Raw genomic sequence first — 18,156 nt, forward strand, 5'->3', positions numbered from 1 at the left:
ACACGGCCCGCGCACCAAAAAGGGAACAATAGATGCCTACCGCGATCAGTTCAGCCGTCTGCTTAACGCAGACGGCGCACCCCAGGCCACCGCATAGACTGCTGGCGCCTCGCGCACGCGATTCGGCGCCGGTTCGCGCAGCGGCTGGCGCGTGATTTGCAGAAGCAGTTCGCGCACTTCGCTCGCTACAGCGCAGAGCGTATTGCCCACATCGTGCGACGCTTGACCGGTATGCTCGGACTTATCGCCGGCCGCCACCATCCGGGCATTGGCAGAGACGGTCTCGGCCAGTTGAGTGAGCCTGTCCACCTGCTCCTGCGTCACCCGGAATGGGCCGCTGCCGGCGTCCGGCGCTGCCTGGGCAGTGGCATCGGACCAGGCGCCGCGCGTGGTGTCGGTCCGCTGAGCGGGATAAGACAGCGCGCCCAGCACCAGGTCCACTTGCTCGGCCAGCAGCTCCAGGCAGAGCGCCAGTTCGCCCATGCCCACCTTGGGTTCGGCGGCGCGCTCCTCGGCCGGCGTGCGCGGCTGCGCCAGCCGGACCAGGAAGCGCACGTGATCGCGCAGCTTCGCCAGCCGGAACTGGCTGTCCTCCGGCAGGAAATAGCCGGGCATGTCGTCGTCGTCCAAACGGTCGTGCGCCATCGTTGCCTCCTCGTTCCATGAAGGGGTCCGGCCGCCACGCATGGCGGACGGGAAGTCGGGAGGTTCGAAACCGCACAGAGCCGGCGGGCGTATTTCCCCGAAGGGTGTTGTATTAGCCGCCCTCCCGACGCAGGCATCGCGTCGGCTTGCGCCCGAGCTTCGGGCACAAAAAACCCACCGGTTTTTCGGAGGTGGGTACCGCTCTGTGGGGAGTTTCGACGCTCCTTGAAGAGGAGAGTGCTACTGCGCGCCATGGCGTGTCAATAGCGATTTGTAGACCATGCATTGTGCAATCGGATTGCTCTAGCGCGATGTCAGTGGCTACGGAATACTTGCTGCAGACAGCCTCAGCTGGACGCTCGAAGGTAGAGACATGGCTAACGCAATGGAAGAAGTGCCCGCAGCGCCAGCTAAGCATTCCGAAGACGGTGCGGCAGCCAACGCGCTCAGCTTTCCTTGGCTCGCCGCGGTGATGAGCCACTACTCGCAAGTGACCGAGCAAAACCGCGCTGGCCCAATGGAGCGGTGGAGTTTCATCGTTGGCTTCTTGGGCGCAGGGTTTGGCATGTTGTGTGGCACTGTGCTGGATGGCAAGGCAGCGCTCGTCTGCGCGGCGACGGGGCTCATCATCGAGCTCGTTGGCTTTGCAATAGCCGCCATTTTGCAGATCAAACGTGAGCTGCCTGGCGTTAGACATCCGCATGCCAAGCATGCAGAGCAGATGGAGCAGGAGTTCTCTCAGTACCAAAACATCGTCACGGCGCTACGCGCGTTTCCGCTTGAGCAGCGCCGTCAACGCGAGACCTTCATGCGTGACCGCCGGACGAACATGCATGAACGCCTGGGCCTATTCACCGGCGGGATGGAGAAGCTCGGGATCATGCCGGTGCTGCTCGCCCTCTATCTGCAGTTCAAGGACTGGCACTGGGGTGACTGGAGCGTCCTGAGCAAGATCACGATCATGCAGAGCGTTCTCGCGTTCCTACTGCTGTTCGCTTACGCGCTTTCCTGGCATCTGATCCGATTGCGCGTTCGCGTGCAGACATACGAGCAACTGCTTGGTGAAGCGAACCGGCAAGACACTGCCGCAAGTGGTTGAGCACGCCTCACCACTTAAAGAACCACTCCATGAACTCCTCGGCGACGTCAGGCGTGAGCTCGAGGACGGCCTCCGCGACCGCGTGCTGCCCCTTCGCCGCGGCGACGGCGGCTAGAGCGCAAGCAAGAAACTCCGGGTCCCAGGCGCGAGAGGACGCAGCCGCGACCAAGGAGGGGAGTTGAGCGATTGAATGCAGGTAAGCGGCCCGAAGATCCTCGGGGATCTCGGTCTGGCGTTTCACGCGGCAGATCTCGACCCAGGCGGGAAACTGGAAGTACCCGTGATCCGCCTTGTCGGGTGTCCGCGCCAACGCATGGAAGACATGCGGCACGGCCGCGAAGGACGCCGAATAGACGTCGCCCTGATGCGCAAGCGCGCTCCACAAAGTGAACCACGGCTCTGATCCATCCACGGATGAGGGAGCCGTTTGTAGTTGCCTCAACAACGCGGGGATGTCGCCCGCCTCGCCATATGCGTGCTGCAGCGCGGACTTTCGAGACTGAGCACGTTGCTTCTTCCGGTACGCAATTAACTGAGCTGTGAATGCCAGTAACAGTAGAGGAAAGTACACTATGGGAAAGTACACTCTGGCTGCTGTTGCTCCCCCTTCATGAAAAACGGGGGACACCTCAGAATCTGACCCCATATTTACGAGTGTGAGCGTTACAGAAGCCGAGGTGATTCGCTAGTCAACATCATTGCGAAAATAGACGCAAAATGTTGAGGCCGTGCTATTCAATACACTTAAAGCTTCACGACCTGAGCTAGCAACTATTAACCTGACCGAATCAGCATGAGACATCGCCTCTATTTCGGAAATTTCGAACCACGTGCTAATTTTACTTATTTGCTCACTGTAGTACTGCGGAACAAGCACAACCCTCTCGGGCAATAAATCAACACAAATCGACTTCAATAGTGCCCGATGAAATCTAAATCCCCCCCTCCAGCCTTTCCGAAGCGCAATAAATAGGTATGTAGGCACGCCCGCGCGAAGCTGAGCTTGAAGCTCGCCAAGCATTTTTTGACCTATAGGAGTACCCATCTTTCCAAACATGGCACTCCCTTCGGAATATATTTTCTTTTGGTGCTCAGATAGCGTCTTGCCGTCCTCAGAACGGACCTTAAGTAGAACGTGCTTCGGCATGCAAGAATACGCTTGATCAACCATATGCAACCATATCGCAACGCAATGACGAGTTCACTTTTAAACCTTCAAATTATTAATTTCAAACCTTGGAGCCCACGACGCCAGGCTTATCTGTCTTATAAACTGGGTGCTGCTCCCGGTTCTTCTTATCTATCAACACAAATGGTCGAACCGGGGGCGCATCCGCGGCTGCTTGCGCTAAATGCGCCTTCAGATACTTAGTAAATTCTTTGCTTGTATCTGATGTTATCGAGTGCCGGCCCTCTTGAATTGCAACACGCGCAGTCACACCACTACCCGCAAAGAAATCCAGCACAGTAGATCCAGGATAGGATAAAGAACGCACAATACGCTCAATGATTTCCTTAGGCTTCTGAGTCGGATGCCCTACGCGCTCCTTAGAATTTCCGTTGAGGCGCCCAATGCGCCAAACATTGGTTGGATTTATTCCTTTCTCCAAGTTGTCCGGATTCAGTCGTTTGTCACGCTTATAGGTCTCCAGTGTTTTCGCATCAAGTTTAGTACGAACAGCGTCCAAGTCAAAATAGTATTTTGACGTTTTGCCAAACCACGCAATCTCCTCATGCCTGTTAGCAAAGAAACGCTGCGCACCCATACCATTCGAGTAGTTCCACACGATGAGATTCACAAGTTGCATACGACTATTCGTACGCATCCAGTACAGAAGATTTAGCAAATCCCCTGATCCCGCCTCACCTTGGTACTGCAGACCTCCGAAAACAACCAGGTTTCCCGAAGGCGCAAGTACTCGTTCGGCTTCCGCGAGCCATTGGGAGGCCCAGTGCATGTAGTCACCGTAATTATCCCAGGAGGCCAGATTTATGTTGTAAGGCGGATCACATATTATTAACTGAATAGATGCGCTTGGAATATCACGCAATGTATCCATGCAATCGGCCGTCATCGCCAAATGCTGGGTAGGGCCAGTTGCATCTTCTGATAAACAATCAAGTGAAGAGTGACGTCCGCCATTTTTTTTTAAAATATTCATTCCAATGTGCCCCCCATTGAAATGCGATCGGTTTGCCATTATTTTAAGACGCCCTTAATTTTAGAAGCCAGCGCAGTATCAATAGCTTCTACAAGTCGTATAGTAGCGGCTTGCTGCACTACGATTCCACAGCTATCCAAAAGGTTAAGCAAAAATGGAAGGCGATGTGCAGCAGATTCCACAGTCTGAGGCTCAATTCCCATATCATCGCAAAATGCAACAACCGGCGGGAAGGAGAAAAATTTTTTGTAAATTTCGGACTTGGCAATAACACCTTTTTTAGCATGTACCGTTAAAAATTTGAGCATCAACCGAACCGCAGGCATGGCAAGAACGATTGACAACCAAATGTTCCCTAATCGACGATTTTCAGCACACGCTTTTCTTATGCTCTCGTTATAGAAGGATGCTGGCTTTGGGGTAGTGGTGGAAAAAGTAGTTCCATCGGCCTCTTTAGCAAGAGCGAGAGAAGCAGAATCAAAATTAGGTGCAAGGCCAACCCAAAGTTCACTTCCTATTGCCGTCAGCCGGGGGACATACTCTTCCTCTTCGCTCTTTTGGCGAATATCCTCCAAAAGTTTCAACTCTATAGCGGCAAGGATTTTGTACTTAATTTGCCGTCTAAATCTCGCCAACCGCCCGGACCCCAATGAACCGCTCAGTCGAATGTAATGATCATCGAATGCAGTTTCTCTACGGTCACTCGAAAATACACTAAGGATGATTAAAATATGACCCAGATGCACCCCTTGTGGAAAATGAAAGCTCGCCTCTGTTGCGCGCAAAAATTGTCTTGATGATCTAATTTTTGACGAGTCGCTGTTATCTGAAACCGCCTCCGCGCTTATAGAAAAGCTTCCTGAAACAGGCGGCAGTCTAAATATCGAACTGCGTGAAGGCCCACGTCTAACAGCTCCTGAAAATTGATCTTCACCCTCAAAACCCCGGGGCGTATGCAGGGTTAAGATGTCAGATGCCAAAAGTTGATCTACGTCTTGCACAGATGAAATTTTACTTAGCCCCGGCAAATCATCTACGAACCAGCGTTCGATATCGTTCGAAATTTTTTGTAGCACGCCACCATCATCCCCCTCCCTCGAGTCTAGTATTAGACCAGCCTCGACATTTTTGCCACTTATTCCGGGGCCCGTTAAATTAGCGGAGCCGACATAAGCTGTTCTACTTCCATCCAAACGAGTGACGTGGTAGACCTTGGGATGGAAAAGTGAGCCATGGAAGGTCACGACACCGAGCGACACATGCTCCCGCGGCAAATCAAGCATACCAACTAGGTAGGAGACATGACTTGCAACCGTTGCTCCGAGGTTTGCCCCCAGAAGCAGCCGAGTATTTCCTCCATTCTGCGAGCATTGTCTTAGTGCCGGAATTAGGAGTGCTGCACCCTCAAGAGTAAAGTAACCCGCTTGACAGTGGAATTCCTTTAATCCTTCAGACAGAGCGCTCTGCATCCAAAAGGCGACCGACTCTTCTAACCGATTGGAACTTGAGTCGATGTAACGCATGCGTTTACCTTGTGTCAGTCTATTTTTGGTAGGGCTCGCGATGCCTTGTAGAATCGGCATCGCGCGCCCAACAACCGCAGCAAATTAGGCTCCGTTCGGATTCCCCTTCTCCGGATCAATCTTGTACTGCTTGATCGCCCGAGCCACATCCTTGCCAGTCATCTTCCCATCCTTCGCAAGCGCCGCGATGGCGGCATGCGCGATGTAGTACCGATCGACCTCGAAGAACCGGCGCAGGTTCGCACGCGTATCCGAGCGACCGAAACCATCGGTGCCCAGCACGGTGTAGTGCATCGGCACGAAGGCGCGGATCTGGTCGGCGAAGGCGCGCACGTAGTCCGTTGCGGCGATGGCCGGGCCCTGGCGGCCTTCCAGCAGCTGGGTGACGAACGGCTTGCGCTGTTCGCCTTCCGGGTGCAGGCGGTTCCAGCGCTCGGCGTCGAAGCCGTCGCGGCGCAGTTCGTTGAAGCTGGGGCAGGACCAGATGTCGGCGGTGACGCCGAAGTCCTTGTCCAGCAGCTCGGCGGCGGCGATGGCTTCGCGCAGGATGGTGCCCGAGCCCAGCAGCTGCACGCGCAGTTCGCCCTTCTTGGGCTTGCCGGCGTCCTTGAGCAGGTACATGCCCTTGATGATGCCGTCTTCCGCGCCCGCCGGCATTTCCGGGTGGGCGTAGTTCTCGTTCATCAGGGTGATGTAGTAGTACTCGTCCACCTGCTCCTGCATCATCCGCTGGATGCCGTACTGCATGACCACGGTGACTTCGTAGCCGAAGGTGGGGTCGTAGCTGCGCACGTTGGGGATGGAGCCGGCGATGACCTGGCTGAAGCCGTCTTCGTGCTGCAGGCCTTCACCGTTCAACGTGGTGCGGCCGGCGGTGCCGCCGAGCAGGAAGCCGCGGGTGCGCATGTCCGCTGCCTGCCAGGCGATGTCGCCCACGCGCTGGAAGCCGAACATGGAGTAGTAGATGTAGAACGGCAGCATCGGCACGTTGCTGACCGAGTAGCTGGTGCCGGCGGCCAGCCACGAGGAGATGGCGCCCGGCTCGCTGATGCCCTGCTGCAGCACCTGGCCGGACTGGTCCTCGCGGTAGAACATCAGCTGGTCGGCGTCCACCGGCTTGTACTTCTGGCCGAACGGGGCGTAGATGCCGATCTGCCGGAACATGCCTTCCATGCCGAAGGTGCGGGCTTCGTCGGCCACGATCGGCACGATGCGCGGGCCCAGTTCCTTGTCGCGCAGGGCGATGTTGAGGCTCTGCACGAAGGCCATGGTGGTGGAGTAGGTGCGCTCGCCGCTGTCCTTGAGCAGGCGCTCGAACTTGTCCAGGCCCGGGGCCGGGATGGACAGGTCGGCCTTGCGGCGGCGCTGCGGCAGGTAGCCGCCGAGAGACGCGCGGCGCTCCTGCAGGTACTGCACTTCCGGCGAGTCCGGGCCGGGGTGGTAGAACGGCACCTGCTCGGCGTCGGCCAGCTGCTTGTCGCTGAGCGGGATGTTGAAGCGGTCGCGGAACGCGCGCACGGCGTCGTCGTCCAGCTTCTTGGTCTGGTGGGTGGGGTTCAGCGCTTCGCCGGCCGAGCCCATGCCGTAGCCCTTGACGGTCTTGGCCAGGATCACGGTGGGCATGCCCTTGGTGTTCACCGCCTGGTGGTAGGCGGCGTAGACCTTGTGCGGATCGTGGCCGCCGCGATTCAGGCGCCAGATGTCGTCGTCGGACAGGCCGGCGACCATGGCCGCGGTCTCCGGGTACTTGCCGAAGAAGTTGGCGCGGGTATAGGCGCCGCCGAAGGCCTTGCAGTTCTGGTACTCGCCGTCGACGGTTTCCATCATCAGCTTCTTGAGGACGCCGTTGGTGTCCTTGGCCAGCAGGGCGTCCCAGTAGCCGCCCCACAGCAGCTTGATGACGTTCCAGCCGCCGCCGCGGAACACGCCTTCCAGCTCCTGGATGATCTTGCCGTTGCCGCGCACCGGGCCGTCCAGGCGCTGCAGGTTGCAGTTGACCACGAAGATGAGGTTGTCCAGGCCTTCGCGGCCGGCCAGGGCGATGGCGCCCAGGGTCTCGGGTTCGTCGCTCTCGCCGTCGCCGATGAAGCACCACACCTTGCGGTCGGACTTCTCGATCAGGCCGCGGTGCTCGAGGTACTTCATGAACTGCGCCTGGTAGATGGCGCTGAGCGGGCCCAGGCCCATCGACACGGTGGGGGTCTGCCAGAAGTCCGGCATCAGCCACGGGTGCGGGTAGGAGGAGATGCCCTGCCCGTCCACTTCCATGCGGAAGTTGTTGAGCTGGTCTTCGCTGATGCGGCCTTCCAGGAAGGCGCGGGCGTAGATGCCGGGGGAGCTGTGGCCCTGGATGTACAGCAGGTCGCCGGGGTGCTTGTCCGAGGGCGCGCGCCAGAAGTGGTTGAAGCCCACGTCGTACAGGGTGGCGCTGGAGGCGAAGGAGGCGATGTGGCCGCCCAGGTCGCCCGGCTTGCGGTTGGCGCGGACCACGGTGGCCATGGCGTTCCAGCGGATGATCGAGCGGATCTTCCACTCGATGGCCGCGTCGCCCGGGCTCTTGGCCTCGTTGGCGGGGGCGATGGTGTTGACGTACTCGGTGGTCGGCGAGAACGGCAGGTAGGCGCCGGAACGACGGGTCAGCTCGACCATGTCCTCCAGCAGCTGATGCGCGCGCTCGGGGCCTGCGACATCGATGACGGCCTTGAGCGATTCGATCCACTCCTGGGTTTCAGTGGGGTTCGGATCGTTCTGCAGCACCTCGTTCAACCAGTTCATAACGCTCCCGTAGGTCGCACGCACGCGCGCGATGGCATGTGTTTTCTCGAAGCCTGCAAGTGTAGCGCAACCGCCTCTCAGGACCTCGTACGCCAGCGTATGGAACGGACTGTCACATTGGCCCGTGACACCCTGCGGGACAGCCGCCACGGCCACTGTGCCGGGCGGCCGCGGCTGCGCTTATGATCGGGCTCCAGGCCCCCGTGGAGCGCCGCCATCGCCCTTGCCTCGTCAGCGCAGGACGCCTCCGCGGTCGCCTGGCGGCACAGCCTGCGCACGCGGCTGCTGCTGTGGGGCAGCCTGCTGCAGGTGGCGCTGCTGCTGGGCCTGGCCCTGCTGTTCTACGTGGGGGCGCGCGAGGTGATGGTGCGCAACGCGCGCGAGGAGGTGGCCGGGCTGACCCAGCAGACCGCGCGCAGCCTGGACGCCACGCTGGGCTCGGTGCAGGTGAGCGGGCGCACCCTGGCCGCCGCCGCGAGCGGGCTGGGCCGGCAACCGTTCAACCTGCGCAATCTGCTGCAGGCCACGCTACAGGGCGACCCGGACATCGCCGGCGCCTTGCTGGTGATCGAGCCCGGCGCACTGAAGGACGACGGCCGCGGCTTCGCCTGGCACCTGCGGCGCACCGCTACCGGGGTGCTGGAACAACCGGTGGAGGCGCTGGGCTTCGACGCGCGCAGCATGCCCTGGTACCAGCGCACCCTGGCCGCGCCGGCGCCGTGGTGGTCCGAGCCGTACAGCGATGCCAGCACCGGCGGCGCCTACCTGACCACCTACAACCTGCCGCTGCGCCTGTCCGGCGACGGGCCGCAGGCACCGGCGATCGGCATGGTCAGCGTGGACGTGCCGCTGCAGCGGCTGCAGGCCATCGTCGCCGAACTGCCGGCCAACAGCGGGCTGCAGCCGATGCTGCTGTCGCCGGACGGGCTGTTCGTGCTGCATCCGGACCCGGCGCTGCGCTTCCGCCGCACGTTGGAGGCGCACGTGGCGCGGGCGCGGCCGGACCTGTCGCCGCTGGCGCAGGCGGCCGACACCCACAGGCCGGTGCGCTTCGAGCACACCGCGCCGGACGGCACCCGCTACCTCACCCAGAGCGCGGCGGTGGGCGACACCGGCTGGACCTTCGCGCTGAGCGTGTCGGAGGACTACATCCTGGCCGGGCTGGACCGCATCGTGCTGTGGGGCGCGCTGGCCGGTGCCGCCGCGCTGGCGCTGTGGCTGTGGCTGCTGCACCGCTACACGGTGCGGCTGGTGCGGCCGATCGAGGACCTGACCGACTCGGCGCTGCACTTCAGCCAGGGCGCGTTCGACTATCCGCTGCGCCACGTCGAGCGCGCGGACGAAGTGGGGGTGATGGCGCGCGCCTTCGACAGCGCGCGCGGCTCGATCAAGCGCCAGTTGGAGGAGATCGCCACGCTGGCGCAGGCGCGGCAGCGCATGCAGAGCGAGCTGTCGATCGCGCGCGACATCCAGCAGGCGATGCTGCCGGGCGGGCGCACCTTCGACAGCGCCCACAAGCACCTGGAGACCTATGCGCTGCTGGAACCGGCGGAGATGGTGGGCGGCGATTTCTACCAGTTCTTCGAGACCGAGCCCGGGCTGCTGTGGTTCGTGGTCGGCGACGTGTCGGACAAGGGCGTGCCGGCGGCGCTGTTCATGGCGCGGGCGATGACGGTGCTGGAGATCGCCGCGCGCCGGCACACGCGCCCGGACGCAATCCTGATCGCGGCCTCGCAGCGGCTGGTGGAAGGCAACGAGCCGTGCATGTTCGCCACCGTGCTGTGCGGGCTGATCGACGTGCACAGCGGCGACTACTGGCTGTCCAGCGCCGGCCACGAGCCGCCGCTGCTGCTCGGCGCCGATGGCAGTGCACACCTGCTGCCGCTGGAATCCGGCCCGCCGTTGGGGCTGGAGCCGCAATCGCGCTACCCGGTGGTGCATGGGCGCCTGGCCGCCGGCGCCACCCTGCTCAGCTACACCGACGGCATCACCGAGGCGATGGATGCGCAGGACCGGCCCTACGGCGAGGCGCGGCTGCTGGCGGCACTGCAGCCCGGCGCCGACGCGCAGGCGCAGTGCGCCGCGGTGCTGGCCGATGTGCAGGCGTTCACCGCGCCGGCACCGCAGTCCGACGACATTACGCTCCTGGCGATCCGGCTGCGCCAGGATCCGGCACGGGAGGCGACGCGATGATGCTGCGATGGCAGATGGAACCGGCAATCGACGCACTGGCGCAGTTGAGCGACAGCGTGGAGGCGGCGCTGCGGCGCCACGGCGTGAGCGGCGAGCAGGTCAGCCGCACCCGGCTGATCGTCGAGGAGTTGGCGTGCAACACCCTCGAACACGGCCACCTGCGCCGCGCACCGCTGCCGGTGGACGTGATCGTGCACCTGCAGCCCGACGCGCTGGTGCTGGAATTCCACGACAGCGGACCGGCCTTCGACCCGCGCGACGCGCCGGTGCCGGACCTGGACGCGGACATCGCCGAGCGCCCGATCGGCGGCCTCGGCCTGCACCTGGTGCAGCAACTGGCCGATCGCCTCGAGTATCGCCACGACGCCGGCCGTAATGTGGTGCGCATCGTGTTGCTGCAACCTGCCGATCCCCCTCTTCAGGAGTCGCCCGCATGACCACGTTGAGCCTGCAGATCGACCCGGCGCAGGACAAGCGCCAACGCCTCACCCTGAGCGGGCGGCTGGACACGCATACCTACCAGGCCCTGGACGAGGCGCTGGCGCCGCTGCTGGCCACGCCGATCACCACGTTGGTGCTGGACCTGTCGCACCTGGACTACATCAGCAGCGCCGGCATCCGCTCGATCTTCAAGGCGCGCAAGGTGCTGGCCGCGCGCGACGGGCGGGTGCTGGTGGTGAACCCGCAACCGCAGATCCGCAAGGTGTTCGACGTGGTCAAGGCGGTGCCGTTGAACGAGATCTTTACCTCGGTGCAGGAACTGGACGAGTACCTGGACGAGATGCAGCGGCGGGTGCTCGCCGATGGCGCAATGCGTCGGGACTGAAGTCCCTCCTACAGTGCACCCAGCGAGCGCGCTGCAAGACCCTCTTTCCACACAAGCGGCCTCAGCCACGACGGGATTTGCCAGTACAGCCCGTCGCGGCTGACACCGCTCCCACAGGAATGGCTGAGCATCTTTGTGGGAGGGACTTCAGTCCCGACGACGGAGGGTGTCAGTCGGCTTTCGGCTTCGCTTGGCGCAACTGCACGACCGTTGATTCCCACACGGGCGCCCCTGGCCCAGGCAACCGAAGCAACTCACGCCCGCATAGATCCACGCGCACCGCACGCACGCGCAGGACGCAAACGCGCGCTGCCGTCCTGACTGAACCAATCCCACCGCGCTCCCGCGCCCGGCCTGCCAAGCGCTTGCCGGCCACTCTACTTCGATATATCGTTTCCGCACCAAATTCGACATATCGAAATGCCACGATCCCACGCCCCCGGACCGCATCCCGCGCACCGCCTGTTCGAGGACGACCGGGCCGGCCGCGGCCGTGGCGCACGCGGCCCCCGTCCGCTCGGCCACGGCGACCTGCGGCTGTTGCTGCTGGCGATGATCGAGACCCAGCCGCGCCACGGTTACGAGTTGATCCGCGCGGTCGCCGAGCTGTTCCATGGCCTGTACACGCCCAGCGCCGGCACGGTCTACCCGACCCTGGCGCAGTTGGAAGCGCAGGGCCTGGTGCAGGCCGATGCCGACGCCACGCGCAAACGCTATGCCATCACCGAAGCCGGTCAGGCCTTCGTGCGCACCGAGCGCGCGCAGGTGGACGCGGCGCTGCAGCGCACCCAGCACAGCGCGCGTGCGCTGGTGCGCGCCAACGTGCCGGCGCCGGTGCGCGAGGCGATGCGCCGCATCAAGCACGGCCTGCTGGCGCGGCACGGGCGCTGGGACCCGGACGAGATCGAGCGCGTCGCCGCGCTGTTGCATGCCGCCGCCGACGGCATGGATGGCAACACACCCTGATTCCCCTTCCAGCCAGCACGCGGGGCTTTTGTCGTGCCGCCCGCGTCGCCCGCCAACCCTCTCCCCTACTTCCGAGGATTCCCATGGCGACCCACGAACACCGCCTGCTGCGCCACCCGCTGCGCCTGCGTTATCTGCAGGTGCTGCGCACGCAACCGCTGACCCCGCACATGCGCCGCATCGTCGTCGGCGGCCCCGAACTGGACGGCTTCGTCAGCGCCGGGCCGGACGACCACGTCAAGCTGTTCTTCCCCAACCCCGAAGGCGCGTTCGTGCTGCCGACGATGACCGAGCACGGCCCGGTGTATCCGGCCGACGCGCTGCCCTCCCCTGCACGCGACTACACCCCGTGCCACTACGACGCCGACGCGCAGGAACTGACCCTGGACTTCGTGCTGCACGGCGACGGCCCGGCCTGCCGCTGGGCGGCGCAGGCCGACCCGGGCGATGCGCTGGTCGTCGGCGGGCCGCGCGGCTCGTTCGTGGCCGCCGACGACTTCGACGCTTATGTGCTGATCGGCGACGAGACCGCGCTGCCGGCGATCGGCCGCTGGCTGGAAACCCTGCCGGCCAACGCGGAAGTCGACGCGCTGATCGAGATTCCCGGCTACGCCGACCGGCAAGCGCTGGACTGCGACGCCGAGCTGCGCGTCACCTGGCTGGAACGCAACGGCGTGGACGCACGCAGCAGCCAGCTGCTGGAAGGCGCGCTGCGCGATTTCGATCCGCCCGAGGGCGACGCGTTCTACTGGATCGCCTGCGAGTCGGCACGCGCGCGGATGATGCGCAAGTTCGTCGAAGGCCACCTCGGCGTGCCCAAGGAATGGATTCGCGCGACGGGGTATTGGAAGGCCGGCGGGGACGCGGCCGAAGACTGAAAGCCGCGTCGAAAAAAGCAAAAAGCGCGCGCACGACGGCCGGCGCCGAACACACGGCAATCCGGCGCAACAGCCCCTCTCCCACCGGGAGAGGGGTTGGGGTGAGGGTAAGGTGCGCCTGGCGCTTCAGGCGCATGCGGGGCTTCGCCAGGAACCATCGCGGTAAGGCCATCGCGGCTGAAGCCGGCCCTACGCTGCGTCTTTCGCCCGCAGTTTCATTGCACCGCACACAGCGAGATCCCGAACATACAAACGCCCGCCGAATGGCGGGCGTTTGCGTTACGACAGGCGGCAGCGCGCGAAGCGCCGCTGCCGCGACCACAGGCGGCCTTACTTGGCCGCTGCCTGCAGCGCTTCGGTGGTGATGCGGATCTTCACTTCGTCGCTGACGTTCGGCACGTAGGCGCCCAGGCCGAAGTCGCTGCGCTTGACCGTGGTGGTGGCGTCGAAGCCCAGCGCCGGCACCTTCTTCATCGGGTGCGGACCGGCACCGTTGAGGGTCACCGCCAGCACCACCGGCTTGGTCGTGCCCTTGATGGTCAGGTCGCCAGCGACGGTCAGCTTGTTGCCGCCGGCCGAGGTCACCTTGGTGCTCTTGAAGGTGGCAGTGGGGAACTTGGCGGCGTCGAAGAAGTCGGCGCTCTTCAGGTGCTCGTCGAACTTGGCGGTGAAGCTGTTGAGGCCGGACAGCGGCAGGGTCACGTTGACGCTGGACTTGCTCACGTCCTGGGCGTTGTAGACCAGGGTGCCGTCGACGTCGCCGAAGTGCGCGGACGGGTTGGAGAAGCCGAAGTGGCTCCACTGCACCAGCACGTCGGTGTGGGCCGGGTCGAGCGTGTAGGTGCCGGAGACGCCCTTGGCGGCGGCAGCGGCGGCGGCCGGCGCGGCGAAGGCGCTGGTGGCCGGCTGGGCGACGACGACGGCCAGGGCCATGGCGAGCGGGAGCAGCAGTTTGCGGGTCTTGGTCATGGTGGAACTCCTTGGAGGGGTGATGGGACGAAACTGCGGCAGGCGCGGGCCTGCGGTGGGACACGAAAGCGGAACCCGCGCGCTCACTCGATGCGCGCGGCCTCGTCGAAACTCAGCCGCGGCAGGCGCGGGAACAGGCCGCTGGGATCGCCGTAGCCGAGGTTGACCAGGAAGTTGGATTTGATCGCAGTGCCTGCGAAGAACGCGGCATCGACCTTGGCGTTGTCGAAGCCGGACATGGGACCGGCATCCAGGCCCAGCGCACGCGCGGCCAGGATCAGGTAGGCGCCCTGCAGCGAGCCGTTGCGGAACGCGCCTTCGCTGCGGCCTTCGCGCGGGCCGTCGAACCAGCTCTTGGCGTCGGTGTGCGGGAACAGGTACGGCAGCTTCTCGTGGAAGTCCTCGTCGTGGGCGACGATCACCGTGACCGGCGCGGCCAGGGTCTTGGCCAGGTTGCCTTCGGACAGCGCCGGCTTGAGCTTTTCCTTGGCCTGCGGCGAGGTCACGAAGACGAAGCGTGCCGGGCTGCCGTTGGCCGCGGTCGGGCCCCACTTCACCAGGTCGTAGAGGGCACGCAGGGTGGCTTCGTCGACCGGCTTGTCCAGGAACGCGTTCTGGGTGCGCGCGGTGCGGAACAACTGGTCGAGGGCGGCGTCGTGCAAGGCGTCGGACATGCGGGAAGTTCCTTGATCGAGGGAAGCGCCAGGAGGCCGGTGGGGCCGTCCCGATGCGAGGCGGCCAGTGTAGAGTGGCACGATTGTCGCAACACCCGGCCGCGATGCAACGGATTACTACCAAACGTGAAACGATCGGACGCGACCTGGGCGATTAGCGATGGCCGCGCCGGCAACGCCCGCCAGGCCGAGGCGCTGGCCGCCGCGTTGGCGCTTCCGGCCGCGGCACCGATCCAGGCGCAGGTGTTGCAGCCGCACATGCCGTGGCGCTGGTTGGCGCCGCGCTGGCTGCCCGGCGCACGGCATGCGTACGGCGCGACATTCGCCGCAGCAGTGCAGCAGCCGCCGCCGCTCGCCGTGGGCTGCGGCCGCCAGGCGGCGCTGGCGACGCGGCTGCTGCGCACACGCGGCAGCCAGGTGGTGCAGATCCTGGATCCGCGGCTGGATCCGCGCCACTGGGACGTGGTGGTGGTGCCGGAACACGATCGCCTGCGCGGCGCCAATGTGCTGACCCTGCTCGGCAGCCTGCATCCGATCGACGATGCCTGGCTGTCCGCAGGACGCGCCGCGTTTCCTGCGTTGGGCGCATTGCCCTCGCCGCGCATCGGTCTGTTGGTGGGCGGCCCGTCGGGCCTGGCGCCATGGAGCGAGGCGCAGGCACAGGCCGCCTTCGCCGACATCGCCGCACAGTTGCGCGCGCACGGCGGCAGCCTCCTCGCCAGCGCATCGCGGCGCACGCCGCCCGCGGTGGCCGCAGCCCTGCGCCGCACGTTCGCCGAAGTACCGGGCATAGTGTGGTGCGGCGCGGACGATGGCGCCAATCCCTATGCGGGCCTGCTCGGCTGGGCCGAGCGCCTCGCCTGCACGCCGGATTCGGTGAACCTGCTGTCGGAAGCCTGCGCCACGCGCGTGCCGGTGCAGGTGCTGATGCCGGAAACGGCGCGTGGCCGCGCCCTGGCGTTCCATCGCGCCTTGCACGCGCGTGGACGCCTGCTTCCGGCGAACGATGCCGACGACGCATACGCCGCCGGCATCGCACCGCTGCGCGAAACCGCGCGGGTGGCCGCGCTGATCCGCGACCGCCTGGCGCTGGCCTGATCGGCCGCCGTGCCGGCGTCGCTGCCACGACACCGACACGGCAACCGGGCCCAACGCGTCACATCACGCTGTGTCAGGGGTTGCTCGGCGAGCGCGGCACGCCCGCCGGCGCCGCATCCAGCGCGCCGATCAGCAGCCGCACCACCGGCGTGCCCACGCCGACCGTGTAGTTGTACTTGCCCTTGATCGGCTGATTGTTGTCGACCACGCCGTTGTAGCCGGGGATGCCGCGATGCAGCGCCTCCGGCCCATTGGCGGCCAGGCGGTACAGGTAATCGTTGAGATTGCCCTGGCGGCCCTGCTTCTCCACCAGCAGCGCGACCGCGCTGGCGAATTCCGGCGCGGCGACGCTGGTGCCGATCACCGCCGAGATACCGCCCTTGAAGTAGGTGGCCACCGAGCTGTCGCCCTCACGGCACGGCTGCGTCGCAATCCCCGGGCAGCCGCCGACCAGCATGCCGATGTCCGGCAGCGCGCGCATGGACGTGCGCGTCCCGCCGAGTGCACGCAACTGGTAGGCCGGACGCTGGAACAGGGCGCTGACGCCGCCACCGGCGCCCCAGTAGCCGCCGGCCAGGTTCGCGCCGACGCCGTAGTAGTCGGCGGTCTCCAGCGGATCGCCGTAGGCGCTTTCGCTCTTGTAGCCGGATTCCAGGCTGCCCTTCTTGTACGCAGTGAGCAGGTTGCCGCCGCCGACCGCGGTCACGTGCGGGCTGGCCGCCGGGTGTTCGACGCCGGCGACGAAGCGGCCGTCCTTGTGGTCGACCGCGTACTGCGTGTCGGCGCAGTCCAGGCCGGCGTTGTCGCCACTGGAGGCGACGAAGGTGATGCCCTGCGCGTTGCCCTGCTTGAACACCGCATCGTAGGGACGCAGCAGCGAGGTGAAATCCTTGCCGCCGTTGTAGGCCGCGGTGTAGTACAGCTCGCAGCCGCCGAACGAGGAGCTGACGACGTCGGCCTGGTTGTCCTGCACGATCTGCCGGTAGCCGGCCAGCACCGAGGCGTCGCTCAGGTCCGGGATCACGTACAGCAGCACGTGCGCGCCCGGCGCGCCGCCCAGCGCCATCTCCACGTCGAGCGCGGCCTCGCTCGCCGCGGCGTCGTTGCCGTCCTGCAGGCCCGGCGTGGCGCCGGCCACGTAGTGGCGCGCGTACAGGGTCGGGTCGGCGTGGTTGGCGGCGTAGCGGCTGAAGTTTTCGTGGTCGAACATCGCCTTGATGTCCGAATCCAGCACGTCGCTGCTGATCAGGATGGCGATGGTGCTGCCGGTGCCGTCGAGCCGGCGCTGCTGCCCGGCCGCGCCGGTGGTGGCCTGGTAGGACGGATAGCCGTAGGCCTGCTTGAGGTCGTTGTACCAATAGGTGGTGCCGCCGGCGCCGTAGCGGTTGGCGGGATTCTTGGTGGCTGCGCGCTGCCAGTTGACGTGCATCGGCGGCACACCGCGGGTCAGGCCGGTCACCGTCGCACCGCTGTCGCGCAGCGCAGCGGGCAGTTGCAGGGGAGCGGCGGCGGCGAGGTGGGCCTGACTGCCCTGCTGTACCTCGGCGGTCAGCGGCGCCGCGAACAAGCGCTCGACGTTGTTCGCGCTCGCACTGACATGCAGGGTGTTGCCCTGCTCGGTGACGTTCATGTGCGCGGCCTGCAGCGCGGCACGCACCTGCGCGACCTGCGCCGGTGCCGGCGCGAAGCGGCGCTGGAATTCGGCCGGCGTCAGCCAATGGTGATACTGCGGAGAGACCGGATCCTGGATGTCGGCCAGCAACGCGTCCAGGCCGGCCTGATCGCGCAACGGCAGGTGCACGTCGAAATTGACCGGCGCGGCGCGCAGCGTTGCGGTCATCGCCGCGATGGAGGCGTCGGGCACGGCATTGGCGGTGCCGAGCGCGCACAGCAGGGAAGCGGACAACACGGCAGCCAGCAAGGGCCGACGGCGGATGCGATCAAGCATGGGCGTCTCTCCGGGGGTAGAGCGGGTGGGACGAGGCCGTGGCGGCCTCGCGGTGGGAAATCGATGGCCCCTCTTCCCTCGGGAGAGAGGTTGGAGTGAGGGTGGGAAGCACGAAGTGCGCGCGTGGTTCGTTGCGACGAGGCTGCGCCCGTACCCTCATCCGCCCCTGCGGGGCACCTTCTCCGGGGGGAGAAGGGAGACGCTGAGCCCCTCTCCCACCGGGAGAGGGGTTGGGGTGAGGATACGGCGCGCGCAGCGCGTGCGTGGTGCGTTGCTGCGCCCGTACCCTCATCCGCCCCTGCGGGGCACCTTCTCCCGGGGGGAGAAGGGAGAAGCCTGAGCCCCTCTCCCACCGGGAGAGGGGTTGGGGTGAGGGTACGGCGCGCGAAGCGCACGCGTG

15 protein-coding genes are annotated in these 18,156 nt (G+C 64.7%); 7 read left to right on the plus strand and 8 right to left on the minus strand.

Features of this window, described 5'->3' with window-relative positions:
* Positions 1–45 precede the first annotated feature (45 nt).
* On the minus strand, positions 46–645 hold the full coding sequence (locus RAB70_RS01235; RefSeq protein ID WP_148827944.1) for an XAC0095 family protein: 600 nt from the start codon (positions 643–645) through the stop codon (positions 46–48).
* A 373-nt stretch (positions 646–1,018) separates the two neighbouring features.
* On the opposite strand from RAB70_RS01235, the gene RAB70_RS01240 reads away from it, so the two are divergent.
* Complete coding sequence (locus tag RAB70_RS01240; protein ID WP_265530877.1) at positions 1,019–1,744, plus strand: hypothetical protein; 726 nt, start codon at positions 1,019–1,021, stop codon at positions 1,742–1,744.
* A 7-nt stretch (positions 1,745–1,751) separates the two neighbouring features.
* Here the strand turns inward: RAB70_RS01240 and RAB70_RS01245 are convergent, their stop codons facing one another.
* The 4 genes from RAB70_RS01245 to aceE form a co-directional block, all read right to left on the minus strand.
* Positions 1,752–2,156 (minus strand): hypothetical protein, encoded by a 405-nt coding sequence (locus RAB70_RS01245; RefSeq protein ID WP_211352194.1) that lies wholly within the window; start codon positions 2,154–2,156, stop codon positions 1,752–1,754.
* 817 nt (positions 2,157–2,973) lie between these two features.
* Positions 2,974–3,906 carry a site-specific DNA-methyltransferase gene (locus RAB70_RS01250; RefSeq protein WP_211352193.1) on the minus strand — a complete coding sequence of 311 codons (933 nt, stop codon included), beginning with the start codon at positions 3,904–3,906 and terminating at the stop codon, positions 2,974–2,976.
* Between the two features lie 38 nt (positions 3,907–3,944).
* Positions 3,945–5,429, minus strand: coding sequence for a phospholipase D-like domain-containing protein (locus RAB70_RS01255; RefSeq protein ID WP_170268102.1), 1,485 nt, complete (start codon positions 5,427–5,429; stop codon positions 3,945–3,947).
* An 84-nt stretch (positions 5,430–5,513) separates the two neighbouring features.
* Positions 5,514–8,204 carry a pyruvate dehydrogenase (acetyl-transferring), homodimeric type gene (aceE, locus tag RAB70_RS01260; RefSeq protein ID WP_148827941.1) on the minus strand — a complete coding sequence of 897 codons (2,691 nt, stop codon included), beginning with the start codon at positions 8,202–8,204 and terminating at the stop codon, positions 5,514–5,516.
* A 216-nt stretch (positions 8,205–8,420) separates the two neighbouring features.
* On the opposite strand from aceE, the gene RAB70_RS01265 reads away from it, so the two are divergent.
* The 5 genes from RAB70_RS01265 to RAB70_RS01285 all read left to right on the plus strand — a co-directional run bounded on the left by RAB70_RS01265 (position 8,421) and on the right by RAB70_RS01285 (position 13,067).
* Positions 8,421–10,397, plus strand: coding sequence for a SpoIIE family protein phosphatase (locus RAB70_RS01265; RefSeq protein WP_170268104.1), 1,977 nt, complete (start codon positions 8,421–8,423; stop codon positions 10,395–10,397).
* The gene (locus tag RAB70_RS01270; protein ID WP_148827939.1) at positions 10,394–10,834 is read left to right on the plus strand and encodes an ATP-binding protein; all 441 of its coding nucleotides are present in this window, start codon (positions 10,394–10,396) and stop codon (positions 10,832–10,834) included. The genes RAB70_RS01265 and RAB70_RS01270 overlap by 4 nt, the downstream gene beginning before the upstream one ends.
* Entirely contained in the window at positions 10,831–11,223 is a 393-nt protein-coding gene (locus tag RAB70_RS01275) for an STAS domain-containing protein (protein WP_017910037.1), read from the plus strand. Before RAB70_RS01270 ends, RAB70_RS01275 begins: the two co-directional genes overlap by 4 nt.
* A 420-nt stretch (positions 11,224–11,643) precedes the next feature.
* Positions 11,644–12,189, plus strand: coding sequence for a PadR family transcriptional regulator (locus RAB70_RS01280; protein WP_148827938.1), 546 nt, complete (start codon positions 11,644–11,646; stop codon positions 12,187–12,189).
* Between the two features lie 83 nt (positions 12,190–12,272).
* Positions 12,273–13,067 (plus strand): siderophore-interacting protein, encoded by a 795-nt coding sequence (locus RAB70_RS01285; RefSeq protein ID WP_148827937.1) that lies wholly within the window; start codon positions 12,273–12,275, stop codon positions 13,065–13,067.
* A 330-nt stretch (positions 13,068–13,397) separates the two neighbouring features.
* On the opposite strand, the gene RAB70_RS01290 is transcribed toward RAB70_RS01285, so the two are convergent.
* Both RAB70_RS01290 and RAB70_RS01295 read right to left on the minus strand, forming a co-directional pair.
* Complete coding sequence (locus RAB70_RS01290; protein ID WP_017910034.1) at positions 13,398–14,036, minus strand: YceI family protein; 639 nt, start codon at positions 14,034–14,036, stop codon at positions 13,398–13,400.
* A gap of 83 nt (positions 14,037–14,119) precedes the next feature.
* The gene (locus tag RAB70_RS01295) at positions 14,120–14,710 is read right to left on the minus strand and encodes a malonic semialdehyde reductase (protein WP_010343089.1); all 591 of its coding nucleotides are present in this window, start codon (positions 14,708–14,710) and stop codon (positions 14,120–14,122) included.
* 126 nt (positions 14,711–14,836) lie between these two features.
* Between RAB70_RS01295 and RAB70_RS01300 the strand changes: the two genes are divergently transcribed.
* Positions 14,837–15,808, plus strand: coding sequence for a mitochondrial fission ELM1 family protein (locus RAB70_RS01300; protein WP_148827936.1), 972 nt, complete (start codon positions 14,837–14,839; stop codon positions 15,806–15,808).
* A gap of 73 nt (positions 15,809–15,881) precedes the next feature.
* Here RAB70_RS01300 and RAB70_RS01305 read toward each other — a convergent pair whose 3' ends face one another.
* Positions 15,882–17,756, minus strand: coding sequence for a protease pro-enzyme activation domain-containing protein (locus RAB70_RS01305; RefSeq protein ID WP_191091463.1), 1,875 nt, complete (start codon positions 17,754–17,756; stop codon positions 15,882–15,884).
* Between the last annotated feature and the right edge of the window lie 400 nt (positions 17,757–18,156).

Source organism: Xanthomonas sontii (assembly GCF_040529055.1).
GTDB classification, from domain to species: Bacteria; Pseudomonadota; Gammaproteobacteria; order Xanthomonadales; family Xanthomonadaceae; genus Xanthomonas_A; species Xanthomonas_A sontii.

Bases quoted from the DNA above. Each gene is read 5' to 3' on its own strand.
- RAB70_RS01290 (WP_017910034.1), bottom strand. From the start codon at position 14,036: ATGACCAAGACCCGCAAACTGCTGCTCCCGCTCGCCATGGCCCTGGCC.
- RAB70_RS01285 (WP_148827937.1), top strand. From the start codon at position 12,273: ATGGCGACCCACGAACACCGCCTGCTGCGCCACCCGCTGCGCCTGCGT.
- RAB70_RS01295 (WP_010343089.1), bottom strand. From the start codon at position 14,710: ATGTCCGACGCCTTGCACGACGCCGCCCTCGACCAGTTGTTCCGCACC.
- aceE (WP_148827941.1), bottom strand. From the start codon at position 8,204: ATGAACTGGTTGAACGAGGTGCTGCAGAACGATCCGAACCCCACTGAA.
- RAB70_RS01275 (WP_017910037.1), top strand. From the start codon at position 10,831: ATGACCACGTTGAGCCTGCAGATCGACCCGGCGCAGGACAAGCGCCAA.
- RAB70_RS01235 (WP_148827944.1), bottom strand. From the start codon at position 645: ATGGCGCACGACCGTTTGGACGACGACGACATGCCCGGCTATTTCCTG.
- RAB70_RS01305 (WP_191091463.1), bottom strand. From the start codon at position 17,756: ATGCTTGATCGCATCCGCCGTCGGCCCTTGCTGGCTGCCGTGTTGTCC.
- RAB70_RS01250 (WP_211352193.1), bottom strand. From the start codon at position 3,906: ATGAATATTTTAAAAAAAAATGGCGGACGTCACTCTTCACTTGATTGT.
- RAB70_RS01255 (WP_170268102.1), bottom strand. From the start codon at position 5,429: ATGCGTTACATCGACTCAAGTTCCAATCGGTTAGAAGAGTCGGTCGCC.
- RAB70_RS01280 (WP_148827938.1), top strand. From the start codon at position 11,644: ATGCCACGATCCCACGCCCCCGGACCGCATCCCGCGCACCGCCTGTTC.
- RAB70_RS01240 (WP_265530877.1), top strand. From the start codon at position 1,019: ATGGCTAACGCAATGGAAGAAGTGCCCGCAGCGCCAGCTAAGCATTCC.
- RAB70_RS01270 (WP_148827939.1), top strand. From the start codon at position 10,394: ATGATGCTGCGATGGCAGATGGAACCGGCAATCGACGCACTGGCGCAG.